Genomic DNA, 15,573 nt, shown 5'->3' with positions numbered 1-15,573 from the left:
GGCGGCACTCAGTACGCGCCCGACAGCAGCGCGCCGGCGCCGGGCACGACCGGCTCGAGATCGAGTTCGCGCAGCATCGCGTAGGTGGTCGCGATCGCGGCGGTGATCACCGGCTTGCCCGTCATCGCCTCGACCTTCGCGACGGCCGGCAGCGACGGCATCTGCACGCACGCGGACAGCACGATCGCATCGGCATCCTGGTACGGCAGCGTCTTCACGATGTCGGGCAGGCGCGCCGGATCGTGGCGGCCGACGTCGAGGTTGTCGGGGATTTCCAGCGCGCGGTAGGCGAGCACGTCGAAGCCTTCGTTGCGGATGTAGTCGACCACCAGCTCGGTGAGCGGCAGCATGTACGGCGCGACGACGACGATCCGCTTCGCGCCGATCACCTTCAGCGCATCGACGAGCGCACCCGCACTCGTCAGCACCGGCGCCTGCGCGCCGTTGTCGGCCGTGTGCTTCGTGAGGCGCGCCTGCGATACGCGGTGGTAGCCGTGCCCCATCGCCATGATCGCGACGAGGCACGCGTAGCCGAGCACGTCGACGCGCGCATCGCTCAGTTCCACCGCGCAGCGGTCGGATTCGGCATCCATCGCCGCGAGCTCTTCCTTGACGACCTTCTTCATCCGCATCCGGCTCGAGTGATACGTGAACCGCTCGGGACGGATTGCTTCGCGCAGCCGCAGCATCGCGGGGATCTCGGTTTCCATCGTCGTGTTGGAACTCGGCACGATCTGGCCGATGCGGTAGGTCTTGCTCATGACGGGAGGCTCCGTGTCGGTAAGGGTGGGGCGGCACGCTGGCGCGGGATCGCCGGATGTTGGGCAAAGTCTAGTGTGTACATTTGAAAATGGCAATGGATCAAAATGACGTCCGGTATGGATGGATTGTTTGTGTGCGCGGATTTTCGACGATTTATTGGTGTTTTCCCGAATGCTGAGGCGTCGATCAACAATCCGCTTGTCCTGAATAAATTGAGTGTGTACGCTATATGAACGCCATTCAATCCGCCCGTCCTCGCGCCGCGTTCGGCAACGGGCCCACGATCAGGAGATCTGCATGAGCAAACCCCGTATCGCAATCATCGGCGCCGGCCTCGGCGGCACGGCCGCTGCGGCGCTGCTGCAGCGCGGCGGTTACGACGTCGCGCTGTACGAGCAGGCGCCCGCGTTCTCGCGTCTCGGCGCGGGCATCCATCTCGGTCCGAACGTGATGAAGATCATGCGGCGCATCGGCTGCGAGGGCGCGCTGGAAACGATGGGTTCGCATCCGGATTGCTGGTACAGCCGCGATTGGCAGACGGCCGACGTGCTGTCGCGGATTCCGCTCGGCGACTACGCGCGCAAGACCTACGGCGCGAGCTACCTGACCGTGCATCGCGGTGATTTCCACGCGCTGATGACGCAGGCGGTGACGCCCGGCACGATTCGCTTCGGCAAGCGGCTCGCGGCGGTGGAGGACACCGGCAGCGAGGTGCGCCTCACGTTTGCCGACGGCAGCGTCGAGACGGCCGACATCGCGATCGGCGCGGACGGCGTGAATTCGCGGCTCCGCGAGCATCTGCTCGGTGCGGAACCGCCGCGCTACACCGGTTACGTCGCACACCGCGCGGTGTTCCCCGCCTCGCTGCTCGGCAACAAGCCGTACGACATGTGCGTGAAGTGGTGGTCGGAGGATCGTCACATGATGGTCTATTACGTGACCGAGAAGCGCGACGAGTACTACTACGTGACGGGGGTGCCGCAGGCCGAGTGGCCGGAAGGCGTGTCGATGGTCGACAGCAGCCGCGACGAGATGCGCGAGGCGTTCGCCGGTTTCCATGCCGACATCCAGCACCTGATCGACGTATCGCCGTCGATCACCAAATGGCCGCTGCTCGAACGCGATCCGCTGCCGCTGTGGAGCCGCGGCCGTCTCGTGCTGCTCGGCGACGCGTGCCATCCGATGAAGCCGCACATGGCGCAGGGCGCGGCGATGGCGATCGAGGACGCCGCAATGCTCGCGCGCTGTCTCGACGAAGTCGGCATCGGCGACCATGCGGGCGCGTTCGCGCTGTACGAGGCGAACCGTGCGGCGCGCGCGTCGAAGGTGCAACTCGTGTCGCACAACAACACGTGGCTGCGCACCAACGAGGATCCGTCGTGGGTGTTCGGTTACGACGTGTTCGACGTGCCGCTCGAAGCGCCGTCGCGCGGCAACGTGGCGGCCGCGGCCTGACGCGCGGGCGCCGGCGCCCGCGGCGCGTTGCTGCCGCTTCGCCGGCGCGGGAATCGATGCGTTGCAACGCGCGCATTTCGGCGTGTTATATGTCAGGCGCGCCGGCAGGCGCCAGCCGGCGGCCGTGTCCGCCGCCGGCCGACTCCGGCCCGCACGCCGTATTCCGGATCCATTCATGTCCCATCCCGCTTCTCCGTCGCGGCCGCTGGCGTTTCGCGTGAACGGCACGCCGCATACCTTCGCCGATGCCGCGCCCGACGCGCCGCTGCTGCTGGTCCTGCGCAACGATTGCACGCTCAACGGCCCGAAATACGGTTGCGGGCTCGGGCAGTGCGGTGCGTGCACGGTGCTCGTCGACGGGCAGGCCACGCGTTCGTGCGTCGTGCCGGCCGCCGCCGCGCACGGGCGCGACGTCACGACGCTGGAAGGGCTCGGGTCGTGCGACGCGCCGCATCCGATCCAGCGCGCGTTCATCGACGAGCAGGCCGCGCAATGCGGTTACTGCCTGAACGGAATGATCATGAGCACGAAGGCGCTGCTCGACCGCAACCCGGCGCCCGACGATGCGGCGATTCGGGATGCGTTGCGCTTCAACCTGTGCCGCTGCGGCACGCATCTGGAGATCATCCGCGCGGTGCGTCGCGCCGCACGCTATCTGCGAGGCGGCGATGAAGCATGATGCGGATCTGCCCGCGGCGCCGGCGCGCGTGACGGAACCGGCGCCGCACGATGAAGCGGCCGCCGACGCATCGCGTCCGCACCACGCGCGCTACGCGTGGCCGCTCGGCGATGCGCGCACGCATGCATCGTTCGATATCGAAACGCGGACCGCGCCCGACGGCCGGATGACGGCTTGGCGCTATCGCGCGCAGGCGGCCGGCGCAGGCGATGCTCGGGCAGCGGAGGAACGCGCCGATCCCGGCTCCGCATCGCCATTCGTGTACCGGCACGCGCAGACGTCGATCGAGCTGGCCGACGCCGACGGCGCGATTCCCGGTCACGCCCACGCCTTTGCCCGCGAATCCTTCGTCGACGAACTGGCGGGCGCATTGCGGCGCGATCCGGTCGCGTTGCGGTTGCAGCATCTCGACGCCGCGCGGGATGCGGGCCCGCGCGAAACGATCCGGATGGTCAGCGAACGCGCTGCGTGGGGCGTGCCGGCTGCGGCCCGGGCGAACGCGGCGTCGCGTGTCAGCGGTCGCGGTTTCGCTTTCGACGGCGAGCGTGTCAATGCGCGCGCAGTCGCGCCCGGCGACGATGCCGGCCACGATTCGCACTGGTCCGCGTGGGTCGTCGATCTCGAAGTCGATTGCGCGACGGGCGATGTTTCGGTGCGGCGCGTCGTGGCCGGGCAGGGCGCGGGCGAGCCGGGCGACACGTCGACGGCGGGCCTGCCGGCGTGGCAGATCGAGGCCGCGATATCGCGCGTGATGGGGGCACGGTTGTCCGCGCGGCCCGCGTACGACGAGACCGATGCCGGCGCGCGGCCCGACGCGTTCGCGCACGAGCTGGTTGCAGTCGATGCAGCCGCGCATCGCGCATACGGCGACCTGTCCGCATACGACGCGCGGCGAATCGAGCAGGCAGTTGCGCCGGCCGCGGCCGCGATCGCCAACGCACTGTACGACGCGACGGGCGTGCGTTTTCGTGCGCCGCCGTTCGACGCCGCGCACATTCGCGCTGCGCTCGCGCAACCGGCGCCGGCGGATGTCGGCGACCGGCCGCGGGCTGCCGCACGCCGCGCATCGCGTTGGCGCCGCTGGCTGGCCGGCGGCGGCGCGGGCGGCGTGGTCGGCGGGCTGATCGGGCTGGCGTGCGCGATCCTGCCGGGCCCCGCGCCGATCGCGCCTGTTGCGCCGGGCGGCGCGGACGGCGCGATGTGGAGCGCGGCGACGCTCGAACGCGGCCGCCAGGTCGCGCTCGCCGGCGATTGCGCGGTGTGCCACACGGCGCCCGGCGGTGCGGCCAACGCGGGCGGCCTCGCGCTCGATACGCCGTTCGGCACGATCTACACGACGAATCTCACGCCCGATCCGGAAACCGGCATCGGCACGTGGTCGTATCCGGCGTTCGCCCGTGCGATGCGCGAAGGCATCTCGCGCGACGGCTCGCACCTGTATCCGGCGTTCCCGTACACCGCGTTCGCGAAGCTGAGCGAGCCCGATCTGCTCGCGCTCTATGCGTACCTGATGTCGCAGCCGCCGGTGAGGCACGAGCCGCCGAAAACGAAGCTGCCGTTCCCGCTCGACCGGCGGCGTCTCGTGGCCGGCTGGAACTGGCTGTTTCACGATGCGCGGCCATTTGCGCCGGACCCGGCGCGCTCGGCGACGTGGAATCGCGGCAAGTATCTGGTCGACGGCGCCGGGCACTGCGGCGCCTGCCACACGCCGCGCAACGCGCTCGGTGCGGAGAAGGGCGGGCTTGCCTACCTGGCGGGCGGCGAGGCGGAAGGATGGGTCGCGCCGCCGCTCGTCGCGTCGCCGGCTTCGCCCGTACCGTGGACCGAAGGCGCGCTGTTCGACTATCTGCGCACGGGCTTCTCGGCGCAGCACGGCGTCGCGGCCGGGCCGATGGCGCCCGTCGTCGCGGGGCTCGCGGCGCTGCCCGAGTCCGACGTGCGGGCGATCGCGCATTATCTGGCGTCGCTGTCGCCGCCCGTCGACGCGGCGGTCGCCGCGGACGCGGCCAGCCGCCACGCGAGCGGCGCAGAAACGATCGCGACGCTCGGCCTCGAGAACGGCCGTCGCGCGTTCGACGCGGCGTGCGCGGTCTGTCACGCGGAATCGGGCGGCGTCGGGCATTTCGGCGTGCGTCCGCTGATGGGGCTCAACACGAGCGTCAGCCAGGCGACACCGGACAACCTGCTGCGCGTGCTGCACCACGGGATCGACCAGCCGGCCACCGACGGGCTCGGCTACATGCCGGGCTTCGGCGATGCGTTCGACGACCGCCAGATGGCCGAGCTTGCCGCCTACATTCGCGCCCGCTATGCGCCGGGGCAGCCGGCGTGGCGAAACCTCGCGGAAGCGTCCGCGAGAATCCGGCAGGCGGGGGCGCATTGACCGTCGCGCCGGCGTGAGCGCCCCGGCCGGCGGGCGCGCCGGGCGAAATGACCTGCCGGACGAAAACGATGGCCGGCGACGGCCGTAAATCTTGCCTGATTCGGCCATCGTTTAACCATTCGAAACAATGTGTTCACCGAAAGGGGCATGATCTCCGGCGATCGAGCAGGCATACTGTCGCCTATGTTGCTCAATGCACGTCGCCCGGCGTGCGCTTGCCCTCCATGTCCATTCCAGTCTCTTTTCGAACCTTGCGATGGTTGACCATTGCGGCTGCTGCATGCTTGCTCGCCGCGTGTTCGACTGCTTCCGACGTGACCGCGACGTCGAACCCGAACGTGTTCACCGTGACGACACACACGGTCGGCGTGTCGACGACGTGGGCCGACGCCCACGCGAAGGCCGTCAGCGAAGCCACCAACTACTGCACGCAGCGCGGGATGCGCGCGAGCATGAAGCAGGAATCGCTGACCGGCGGCCGCCGCATCGACGCACGTTCCGAACTCGCGTTCGAGTGCCATCCGACCTTCGAGACGGCGTCGAACCCGCGCGGTTGACCGAGCGGCGGCATGATTACGCCGCCCCCGTTTTCCTTCTCCCCCTCACGCAAACCGACCCGCGACGCCATTCGGGCACATCGCGGGTCGGCGCACGTCCGGCGACGGCCTGGCGGGTCAGGCCGGCTGCGCCTCGTACAGCTTCACGCACGCGGAGAAGTCGAGCGTGCCGAGCCCCTGCTGACTCATCGACTGATACAGCTGCTGCGCGAGCGCGCCCATCCAGACCGGCTGATGCGCGCTGCGCGCGGCTTCGGTCGCGAGCCCGAGATCCTTCAGCATCAGGTTCGCCGCGAAGCCGCCCGCATAGCCGCGCGCGGCCGGCGCCGTGCCGCTCACGCCCGGATACGGGTTGTACGCGTCCGAACTCCAGCAGCGGCCGGTCGACGTGTTGATGATGCCGGCCAGCACGGCCGGCTCGATGCCGAGCGCGGCGCCCAGCGCCATCGCTTCCGCCACGCCCATCATCGAGATCCCGAGCAGCAGGTTGTTGCAGATCTTCGCGATCTGCCCGGTGCCGGTGCCGCCGCAGTGCACGACGTTCTTGCCCATGTCGAGCAGTACCGGGCGGATGCGCTCGAACAGCGCACCGTCCGCGCCGACCATGAAGGTCAGCGTGCCGGCCTGCGCGCCGCCGGTGCCGCCCGACACGGGTGCGTCGGCGAGTGGGAAGTCGCGCTGCGCGGCGGCTTCGGCCACCGCGCGCACGGTGCCGGGATCGATCGTGCTGCAGTCGATCAGCGTCGCGCCGGCGCGCGCACCGGCCAGCACGCCGTCGCCGCCGAGGTAGACGGCGCGCACGTGCTGCGCGGCCGGCAGCATCGTGATCACGACGGCGCCGCGCGCGGCCGCGTCGCGCGGCGAGTCGGCCGCCGTCGCGCCGGCGCGCACCGCGGCGTCGACCGCGTGCGCGTCGAGGTCGAACACCATCAGCGCGTGGCCGGCCTTGAGCAGGTTGGCGGCCATGGGGCCGCCCATGTTGCCGAGTCCGATGAATGCAATGTCCATGTCGAGGTTCCCCGTGCGCTGCATCAGCGCAGCGCGATCGTCGTGTTCACGCCGCCTGCCGTCGCGTCGTCGTCGAACCAGCGCGCGGTGACCGTCTTGGTCTGCGTGTAGAACTGCACGACCTGCTTGCCGTACGGGCCGAGATCGCCCAGCTTCGAGCCGCGCGAGCCGGTGAAGCTGAAATAGGGCACCGGCACCGGAATCGGGATGTTGATGCCGACCTGGCCGACGTCGATCTCGCTCTGGAATTTGCGCGCCGCCGCGCCGCTCTGCGTGAACAGGCCCACGCCGTTGCCCATCGGATTCGCGTTGACGAGCGCGATCGCGTCGTCGAGCGTGTCGGCCTCGAGCACCACCACTACCGGGCCGAAGATTTCTTCGGTGTAGATCGACATGTCGGTCGTCACGCCCGAGAAGATCGTCGGGCCGACGAAGTTGCCCTGCTCGTAGCCGGGCACCTTCACGTCGCGGCCGTCGAGCAGCAGCGTCGCGCCGGCCTTCACGCCGGCGTCGATCAGCGACAGGATGCGTTCTTTCGCCGCCTTCGACACGACCGGGCCGACGTCGGTGCCGGCTTCGGCGCCCGCGTTGACCTTCAGCGCCTTCGCCTTGTCGACGAGATCGGGCAGCCAGTCGCGGGCCTTGCCGACCAGCACGACGACCGACGTCGCCATGCAGCGCTGGCCGGCCGCGCCGAAGCCCGCGCCGACGAGCGCGTTGATCGTCTGCTCGCGATGCGCGTCGGGCAGCACGACCGCGTGGTTCTTTGCGCCCATCATCGACTGCACGCGCTTGCCGTGCTGGCTGCCGAGGTTGTACACGTGCGTGCCGACGCGCGTCGAGCCGACGAACGAGATCGCCTTGATGTCCGGGTGCGTGCACAGGCGGTCGACCACCGTCTTGCCGCCGTGCACGACGTTCAGCACGCCTTGCGGCACGCCGGCCTCGATCGCGAGTTCGACGAGCTGCATGGTCGACAGCGGGTCCTGCTCCGACGGCTTCAGCACGAACGTGTTGCCGCACACGATCGCCATCGGGAACATCCACAGCGGGATCATCGCGGGGAAATTGAACGGCGTGATACCCGCGCACACGCCGATCGGTTGGCGCAGCGTGTAGGTGTCGACGCCGCCCGCAACGTTCTCCGCGAATTCGCCTTGCTGCAGCGTGCCGATCGAGCATGCGTGCTCGACCACTTCGAGGCCGCGGAAGATGTCGCCCTGCGCATCGGGCAGTGTCTTGCCTTGTTCGGCCGTCAGCGTGTGCGCGATCCGTTCGAGATTGCGGCGCACGAGATCCTGGAACTTCAGCATGATGCGCAGTCGCGCGCCGATCGGCGTCGTCTTCCACGTATGGAACGCGCGCTGCGCGGACGCGATCGCGGCATCGACCTCGTCGAGCGTCGCATACGGCACGCGGCCGATGACTTCCTGCGTCGCGGGGTTGACGATGTCGCCCCATTCGGCGCTTTGCGAATCGACGAACGCGCCGTCGATCAGCAGCTTGGCGGTGGGCAGGGCGAGGGCGGTCTGGGGAACTGCGGCGTTCATGGAATTCTCCGAGAATCGGTGGTGTGCGAAGGGAAAAGGGTGGCCTGCGTCCGCCGCGCGTGCGGCCGCGGCGGACGGCAGGTTGAACTGAAATCGACTGAATGCGCGCGGGGTGCTATGCGCGCGCCGGCCGCATCAACGAGGTACAGACGAGCGCGAACACGCCGAAGCCGACGAGGTACGCGATCACGTAGTGCGGCTGGCCGCCGCCGGCCTTGAGCAGCGACGTCGCGATCATCGGCGCGAAGCCGCCGCCGATCACGCCGGCCAGCTGCACCGACAGCGAAATGCCGCTGTAGCGGATTTCCGCCGGGAACTGCTGCGCGAACAGCAGCGATTCCGGCGCATAGAGGATCGGGAACACGACGCCGAGGCCGAGCACGATCGCCCACCATGCGTACGACGTCTGCTGCGTGCCGAGCATCATGAAGAACGGCGCGGCGAACGCGCACATCAGCACGAGGCCGAGCGCGAACATCCGGCGCTGGCCGATGCGGTCGCTCAGGTGCCCGCACAGCGGCATCGTGACGAGCGACAGCACCGCGCCGGCCGTGATCGCATGCAGCATCTCGGCTTTGGGCAAATGCAGTTGCTGCGTCGCGTAAGCGAGCGCGAACGTGACGACCATGTAGAACCAGGTGTTCTCGGCGGCGCGCGCGCCGACGATCGTCAGCACTTCGCGCGGATGGCGGCGCAGCGCGGCCGTCACCGGCGATTTCTCGGCCTTGCCCTGGCGCTGCACCTTCTCGAAGTCGGGCGATTCCGGCACCTTCGCGCGGATGAACCAGCCGAGGCCGACGAGCGCGATGCTCGCGAGGAACGGCACGCGCCAGCCCCACGACAGCATGTCGGCTTCCGGCAGCGCGGCCACCGCGGCCATCGCCACCGACGACAGGATCAACCCGAGCCCGACGCCCGTCTGCGGCAGGCTGCCGAACAGCCCCTTGCGGCCCTTCGGCGCGTGCTCGACGGCCATCAGCACCGCGCCGCCCCATTCGCCGCCGACGGCCATCCCCTGCAGGAAGCGCATCGCGATCAGCAGCGCGGCAGCCCAGTAGCCGATGCTGTCGTACGACGGGATCAGCCCGATGATCATGCTCGGCACGCCCATCAGCAGCAGCGTGATCATCAGCATCGACTTGCGGCCGATGCGGTCGCCGAAGTGGCCGAACACGATGCCGCCCATCGGCCGCCCGATGAAGCCGACCGCGAACGTGCCGAATGCGGCGAGCGTGCCGACGACCGGGTCCAGCGACGGGAAGAAGATGCGGTTGAACACGAGCGCGGCGGCCGTGCCGTAGAGGAAGAAGTCGTACCACTCGATCGTCGTGCCGGCCATGCTGGCCCAGCCGGCCAGCAGGTAGTGCTTCGCGGTGCGCCCGGGGGCCGGCGTCGCGATCGTCGCATGCTCGTCGAGGGTGGATCGGGTCTGCATGGTGTCTCCGTGGTAGTTGTTGCCGCGGCTCGTGGTCCGCAGGTCACGGTCGAGTATAGTTATGCGCAGATTCACGATGTACCGATAAAGAAACCGGTTGGATATGCATTTATGCATATCGACGGCCGGCCCGGAGACGCCCGCCTTTTCCCTCGCCCATGCGACATGCTACCGAGCCGGTTTCCGGCAACCTGAACTGGGACGACCTGCGCTTTTTCCTCGAGGTCGCGCGCACGCAGCGCGCGAGCGGCGCCGCGAAGCGGCTCGGCGTCGACTACACGACCGTCGCGCGGCGCATCCGCGCGCTCGAGGCCGCGATGGGCACGCTGCTGTTCGACAAGTCGCGCTCCGGCGGCTTCGCGCTGACGGCCGAAGGGCAGCGGCTCGTCGCGTATGCGGATGCGATGGAGACGACCGTGCAGTCCGCGTGCGACCAGATCGCGAATACCGGCGAGGCGTTGTCGGGCCACGTGCGGATCGGGTCGACCGAGGGGTTCGGCTGCTTTTTCCTCGCGCCGCAGCTCGCGCGGTTCCGCGCCGCGCATCCGCACGTGACGGTCGACCTGCTGCCGGTGCCGCATTTCGTCAACCTGCCCAAGCGCGAGGCCGATCTCGCGATCACGCTCGAGCGGCCCGAACGCGGGCCTTACGTGGTCACGAAGCTGTGCGACTACCAGTTGCGGCTCTATGCGACGCGCGACTATCTGGCGAACCACGCGCCGATCGCGTGTACGGACGATCTCGCGCAGCACGCGTTCATCAGCTACGTCGACGATCTCGCGTTCAGCAACGAGCTGCTGTACCTAGACCGCGCGGTGCCCGGCGCGACGGCGGGCTTGCGCACGACCAGCGTGATCGCGCAGTATTTCGCTGCGTTGCAGGGCGGCGGCCTCGCGATCCTGCCGTGTTTCATGGCGGCCGCGCAGCCGGCGCTCGCGCCCGTGCTGCCGGACGACGTGGTCGTCACGCGGTGTTTCTGGCTGACGTGCCGCGAGGATCTGCGCAAGCTGCGGCGCGTGACCGCGCTGTGGGATTACCTGCGCGCGGCGGCGGACGCGAACCGCGCGTTGCTGTCGGGGGAGTCGGGGACGCTGCGCTTCGTCGGCGAGCCGGAATAGCGGTGCACGGGCCGGCCGCGACGCGGGCCTTCAACCCGGGCAACCCAGCCGATCCGCCAGCTCGTTCAGATCCCTGACGTCGAAATCCCACGCCTCGTCGGCTTGCAGATCGGTCGTCTGGCCGGGCCCGTGCTCGGTCGGCCGCAGCACGAACGCGGTCGACAGCCCGAGCCGGCGCGCGGCCGCCAGATCGCCGTTGTGCGCAGCCACCAGGCACAGCTCGGCCGGCGCGAGCCCGAGAATCTCGACCGCTTCGGTATAGACGGCCGGCGACGGCTTGTACGCGCGCGCCACCTCGGCGCCGAGAATCGCGTCCCACGGCAACCCGCCGTGCTTCGCGACGTCGACCATCAGCCGGATATTGCCGTTCGACAGCGGCGCGACGATGTAGCGCTGCTTCAGTCGCTGCAGCCCGGCGACGGCATCGGGCCATGGGTCGAGCCGATGCCACGCGAGATTGAGCGCATCGATGTCGGCATCGGGCACGTCGTCGATCCCGAAGCGGTCGAGCGTGCGCACGAGGTTCTCGCGATGCAGCACGTCGAGCCGCACGTAGCGGCGGCGTCCGCTGCGGATTTCTTCCATCGACGGCGAATACTCGGCGCGCCACGCATCGGCGAACGCGAACGGGTCGAGCGTCGGCGCGTGGCGCGCCAGGAATGCGGCGGCGCCGCGTGCGACACCGCCTCTCCAGTCGACGATCGTTCCGAAGACATCGAAAACGAGCGCCTTGATTTCGGTGGGGTTCGTCATGGTGATCCAGTGAAGGTCGTTCGATCGGGTTCGCCTCGCCGTGCCGCCGGATGGCGCGACATCGGTTCGATCGACATTGAATCACGGATACGAAAACGCGGCCCGGAAGGCCGCGATGCGTGGCGCAGTGTTTCCGTCGCGGTGCGGGTCGCTGCCGCGGGCGCGCCTGCAGATTCGATTGCGTGGCCGAGCACATCCGGAAGGATCGACGGGCAGCGCGCCTGCGTCTTCGTGCAGCGCAGCAACCTGTCGTCGCACCGGCCGCCGCCCGCGAGCCGCGCGGCAACCGAGCGTATCCCCTGATGGAACGAGGTGTGCCGATCGTTGCGGATTGGTGTTAAATACATTTCGGCGCGCTCTGGCACGGCGCGCAAACGGGGCGCACCGTGCATCGGCGTAAACCCGAGGCGGGACAGGGTACGAAATATCGATAACGAATCGGGCGCATCAGACCCGGTCGGACAGACGGCAGGATTCAGCTTGAATACCGAACCGCAAAGTTCTCGCTACAGCTTCGGGCTCGCCGCGGAAGTGCTCGCGTCCGAGCAGAGCGTGCTGAGACTGATCACGCGCAACACGCCGCTGCCGGAACTGCTGTCCGAAGTTTGCCGGCGTGCCGAGGCTTTGCTCGGCGACGGCGCGTCGTGCACGATCCTGCTGCTCGATACGGACGGCGTGCACGTGCGCGTCGGCGCGGCGCCGTCGCTGCCCGCGCAGTACAGCGCGGCGATCGACGGCGCGCCGATCGGGCCCGCGGCCGGCTCGTGCGGCACCGCGATGTACGAGCGCCGGATGATCGCCGTCGAGGACATCGAAACCGATCCGCGGTGGGCCGACTACCGCGCCATTGCATTGCCGCTGGGCTTGCGCGCGTGCTGGTCGGTGCCGTTCCTCGACGAGGCCGGCGTCGTGCTCGGCGCGTTCGCCATCTATCACCACCGGCCGTGCCGCCCGAGCGACGAGGAAACCGCGCTGTTGCGCGATATCGGCAACAGCGTCGGCCTCGCGGTGCACCAGGACCGGATCGCGCGGCAACTCGCACGCAGCGAGGAACATCACCGGCTCGTCGTCAACAGCCTGAATGAAGGAATCCTCGTCGTGTCGCGCGACGGTGTCGTGGTCGCGAGCAACCCGAGCGCGAACCGGATGCTGCGCGTGAAGGGCGAGCTCGTCGGGCGCCGGCTGTCGACGGTGGTCCTGCGCAAGCTGCACGAAGACGGCACGCCGATCGCGCCGGACGACTGGCCGAGCCGGATCGCGCTCAAGACGGGCAAGCCTCAGCTCGGCTACACGGTCGGCTTCGGCCTCGCGGACGCCGACATCATCTGGGTGCGCGGCAACGCAGTGCCGATCGTGAGGCCGGGCGAGACGCAGGCCGACTCGGTGCTCGTGTCGTTCAACGACATCGGCCCGGTGCGCGAAGCGCAGCAGCAGTTGCGGTATCTGGCGACCCGCGACGCGCTGACGGGCCTCTACAACCGCCGCTGGCTCGGCGACCGCATGCGCGAGCTGTTCGACGTGCACGATGCGGCGGCCGGGCCCGCGCGCGTCGCGATCCTGTTCATCGATCTGGTCGGCTTCAAGAAGGTCAACGACACGGCCGGCCACGACGCGGGCGACGCGCTGCTGCGCAGCGTCGCAGCGCGGCTCGCGGCCTGCGCGGATGGCCGCTACGCGCTCACGCGCGTCGGCGGCGACGAGTTCGTGATCCTCGTCGACGACTGCGACGATCCCGAGCATCTCGCGGTGCTCGCGCGCGAGGTCATCGAGGCGATCGCGAAGCCGTTCGCGATCGCGAACAACGAATACTGGCTCGGCGTATCGATCGGGATCAGCGTCGCGCCGCGCGACGGCGACGACGCCGTGACGCTGATGCGCAACGCCGATTCGGCGATGTACGACGCGAAGCAGCGCGGCCGCAACCACTTCACGTTCTTCACCGCCCAGCTCAACCTGCGGCTGCAGCGCCGCTTCGCGATCGAGCAGTCGCTGCGGCGCGCGCTCGCGTCGGACATGCTGCGGCTCGCGTATCAGCCCGTCGTCGATGCGCGCAGCGGCCGCACGGTCGGCGCCGAGGCGCTGCTGCGCTGGACGAGCCCCGAGCTCGGGCCGATGTCGCCGGCGGAATTCATTCCGGTCGCGGAAGACACGGGGCTGATCGTCGCGATCGGCCAGTGGGTGCTCGAAACCGCGTGCCGGCAGGCGGCCGAATGGCGTCGCACGATCGCGCCGGACCTGATGCTGGCCGTCAACCTGTCGCCGCGGCAGTTTCACGAAGGGCTCGTCGAGTCGGTCGCCCGCTGTCTCGCGCAAACGCGGCTCGACCCGTCCGCACTCGAACTCGAGATCACCGAAGGCGTGCTGATGAACGACACGGATACCGTGCTGCCGATGCTCGAAGCGCTCACGGACATGAACGTGCGGATCTCGGTCGACGATTTCGGCACCGGTTATTCGTCGCTCGCGTACCTGAAGCGTTTTCCGCTGCACAACCTGAAGGTGGACCGCTCGTTCGTGTCGGGCGTGCCCGATCATCACGACTCGGTCGCGATCACGCAGGCGGTCGTCGCGATGGCCCATTCGCTCGGGATGAAGGTCACGGCCGAAGGCGTCGAGACGCAGGCGCAGTCGTGGTTCCTGCAACAGATCGGCTGCGACATGCAGCAAGGCTATCTGTTCAGCCGCCCGCTGGACGCGAACGACTACGCGCGCCGGCTCGGCGCCGCATAAGCGCGTGCCGGGTGTCCCGCTAGCGCGTGCCGAACCCGCCCGCGCCCGGCGGCGGATCGATCTCGACCCGGTTCTTGCCTTCGTGCTTCGCGCGATAGAGCGCGCGATCGGCCGCCTCGATCAGGAGTGTCGTCGGCAGGCCGGGCGTGGGCACGATGCTCGCGCCGCCGATGCTGATCGTCACGGTGTGGTTGCCCGTCGACGAGTGCGCATGCCGCAGGCGCAGCGCTTCGACCGCGAGCCGGATCTTTTCGCCGAGCAGCCGTGCGGCGCCCGGCGACGTGGCCGGCATCACGACCGCGAATTCCTCGCCGCCGAAGCGCGCGGCGAGATCGCCCGACTGCCCGAGGCAGCGCTCGATCGTCGATGCGATCTGCTTGAGCACGCTGTCGCCCGACACGTGCCCGTACGTATCGTTGTACAGCTTGAAGTTGTCGACGTCGATCATCAGCAGCGACAGCTCGCTGCGTTCGCGCGCGCCGCGCCGCCACTCGGCGGCGAGGTATTCGTCGAGATAGCGCCGGTTCGACAGGCCGGTCAGGCCGTCGGAGTGCGTGAGGCGCCGCAGTTCGAGATTGGCCTCGAGCAGTTGCTGTTGCGATTGCCGCAACGCGCGATAGGCTTCGTCGCGCTGCAGCAGGTTCATGTACGAGCGCGAGTGGTAGCGGATGCGCGCGACGAGTTCGATGCGATCGGGCAGCTTGACCAGATAGTCGTTCGCGCCGGCCGCGAACGCGGCGCTCTTGATCACCGGCTCTTCCTGCGTAGACAGCACGATGATCGGCACGTCGCGCGTCGCCGGATTCGCACGGTACGCCCGCACGAGGCTCAGCCCGTCGATGCCCGGCATCACGAGATCCTGCAGGATCACGGTCGGGCGCGTCTCGATCGCGGTGGCCATCGCGTCGTCCGAGCGCGGGCAGTAGTGGAAGTCGATGCCTTCCTCGTCGACGAGCGCGCGCCGCACGGCCTCCGCGACGATCGTCTGGTCGTCGACCAGCAACACCATCGCCGGCGCGTCGGCGGGCGACGCGGTCGGGCCGCCCGGCGGGCGAGTCAGGTCAATCGTCATGATCGATGCGGGTCGTTGCGGTTGTCGCGGTCGTTGCAGGGGCAGGCATGGGTGTTGCGCGCGGTCATCGT

13 protein-coding genes are annotated in these 15,573 nt (G+C 69.1%); 7 read left to right on the top strand and 6 right to left on the bottom strand.

Annotation, left to right across the window (positions count from 1 at the left end):
• Window positions 1–8: 8 nt before the first annotated feature.
• Window positions 9–761 carry an Asp/Glu racemase gene (locus tag WS61_RS12855; RefSeq protein WP_006483547.1) on the bottom strand — a complete coding sequence of 251 codons (753 nt, stop codon included), beginning with the start codon at window positions 759–761 and terminating at the stop codon, window positions 9–11.
• A gap of 298 nt (window positions 762–1,059) precedes the next feature.
• Here WS61_RS12855 and WS61_RS12850 point away from each other — a divergent pair, with 298 nt between their 5' ends.
• The 4 genes from WS61_RS12850 (at window position 1,060) to WS61_RS12835 (ending at window position 5,836) form a co-directional block, all read left to right on the top strand.
• Window positions 1,060–2,217, top strand: coding sequence for an FAD-dependent monooxygenase (locus WS61_RS12850; RefSeq protein ID WP_059500810.1), 1,158 nt, complete (start codon window positions 1,060–1,062; stop codon window positions 2,215–2,217).
• A gap of 175 nt (window positions 2,218–2,392) precedes the next feature.
• Window positions 2,393–2,896, top strand: coding sequence for a (2Fe-2S)-binding protein (locus WS61_RS12845; RefSeq protein WP_059500809.1), 504 nt, complete (start codon window positions 2,393–2,395; stop codon window positions 2,894–2,896).
• The gene (locus WS61_RS12840; RefSeq protein WP_059500808.1) at window positions 2,886–5,279 is read left to right on the top strand and encodes a c-type cytochrome; all 2,394 of its coding nucleotides are present in this window, start codon (window positions 2,886–2,888) and stop codon (window positions 5,277–5,279) included. Before WS61_RS12845 ends, WS61_RS12840 begins: the two co-directional genes overlap by 11 nt.
• 224 nt (window positions 5,280–5,503) lie before the next feature.
• Window positions 5,504–5,836, top strand: a complete 333-nt coding sequence (locus WS61_RS12835; RefSeq protein ID WP_059500807.1) for a hypothetical protein — start codon at window positions 5,504–5,506, stop codon at window positions 5,834–5,836.
• 117 nt (window positions 5,837–5,953) lie between these two features.
• Here the strand turns inward: WS61_RS12835 and mmsB are convergent, their stop codons facing one another.
• The 3 genes from mmsB to WS61_RS12820 form a co-directional block, all read right to left on the bottom strand.
• Complete coding sequence (gene mmsB, locus WS61_RS12830) at window positions 5,954–6,844, bottom strand: 3-hydroxyisobutyrate dehydrogenase (protein ID WP_059500885.1); 891 nt, start codon at window positions 6,842–6,844, stop codon at window positions 5,954–5,956.
• A 23-nt stretch (window positions 6,845–6,867) separates the two neighbouring features.
• A complete protein-coding gene (locus tag WS61_RS12825; RefSeq protein WP_059500806.1) occupies window positions 6,868–8,394 on the bottom strand; it encodes a CoA-acylating methylmalonate-semialdehyde dehydrogenase in 1,527 nt (508 codons plus the stop codon).
• A 115-nt stretch (window positions 8,395–8,509) separates the two neighbouring features.
• Window positions 8,510–9,829 (bottom strand): MFS transporter, encoded by a 1,320-nt coding sequence (locus tag WS61_RS12820; RefSeq protein ID WP_059500805.1) that lies wholly within the window; start codon window positions 9,827–9,829, stop codon window positions 8,510–8,512.
• A gap of 158 nt (window positions 9,830–9,987) precedes the next feature.
• Between WS61_RS12820 and WS61_RS12815 the strand changes: the two genes are divergently transcribed.
• Window positions 9,988–10,947, top strand: a complete 960-nt coding sequence (locus tag WS61_RS12815; RefSeq protein WP_059500804.1) for a LysR family transcriptional regulator — start codon at window positions 9,988–9,990, stop codon at window positions 10,945–10,947.
• A gap of 30 nt (window positions 10,948–10,977) precedes the next feature.
• Here WS61_RS12815 and WS61_RS12810 read toward each other — a convergent pair whose 3' ends face one another.
• Entirely contained in the window at window positions 10,978–11,700 is a 723-nt protein-coding gene (locus tag WS61_RS12810) for a haloacid dehalogenase type II (RefSeq protein ID WP_059500803.1), read from the bottom strand.
• A gap of 9 nt (window positions 11,701–11,709) precedes the next feature.
• Here WS61_RS12810 and WS61_RS34855 point away from each other — a divergent pair, with 9 nt between their 5' ends.
• Together WS61_RS34855 and WS61_RS12805 are read left to right on the top strand one after the other, a co-directional pair.
• Window positions 11,710–12,003: a hypothetical protein gene (locus WS61_RS34855; RefSeq protein WP_157692731.1), complete on the top strand. Its 294-nt coding sequence runs from the start codon at window positions 11,710–11,712 to the stop codon at window positions 12,001–12,003.
• Window positions 12,004–12,180: 177 nt separating this feature from the next.
• Window positions 12,181–14,430, top strand: coding sequence for a bifunctional diguanylate cyclase/phosphodiesterase (locus WS61_RS12805; RefSeq protein ID WP_059500802.1), 2,250 nt, complete (start codon window positions 12,181–12,183; stop codon window positions 14,428–14,430).
• A gap of 19 nt (window positions 14,431–14,449) precedes the next feature.
• On the opposite strand, the gene WS61_RS12800 is transcribed toward WS61_RS12805, so the two are convergent.
• Window positions 14,450–15,502: a PleD family two-component system response regulator gene (locus WS61_RS12800; protein ID WP_059500801.1), complete on the bottom strand. Its 1,053-nt coding sequence runs from the start codon at window positions 15,500–15,502 to the stop codon at window positions 14,450–14,452.
• Between the last annotated feature and the right edge of the window lie 71 nt (window positions 15,503–15,573).

The sequence above is a fragment of the Burkholderia sp. ABCPW 11 genome (assembly GCF_001523445.1).
Lineage (GTDB): Bacteria > Pseudomonadota > Gammaproteobacteria > Burkholderiales > Burkholderiaceae > Burkholderia.
Note: the sequence above shows the minus strand (reverse complement) of the source record. Positions and strands in the feature narration are given on the sequence as shown.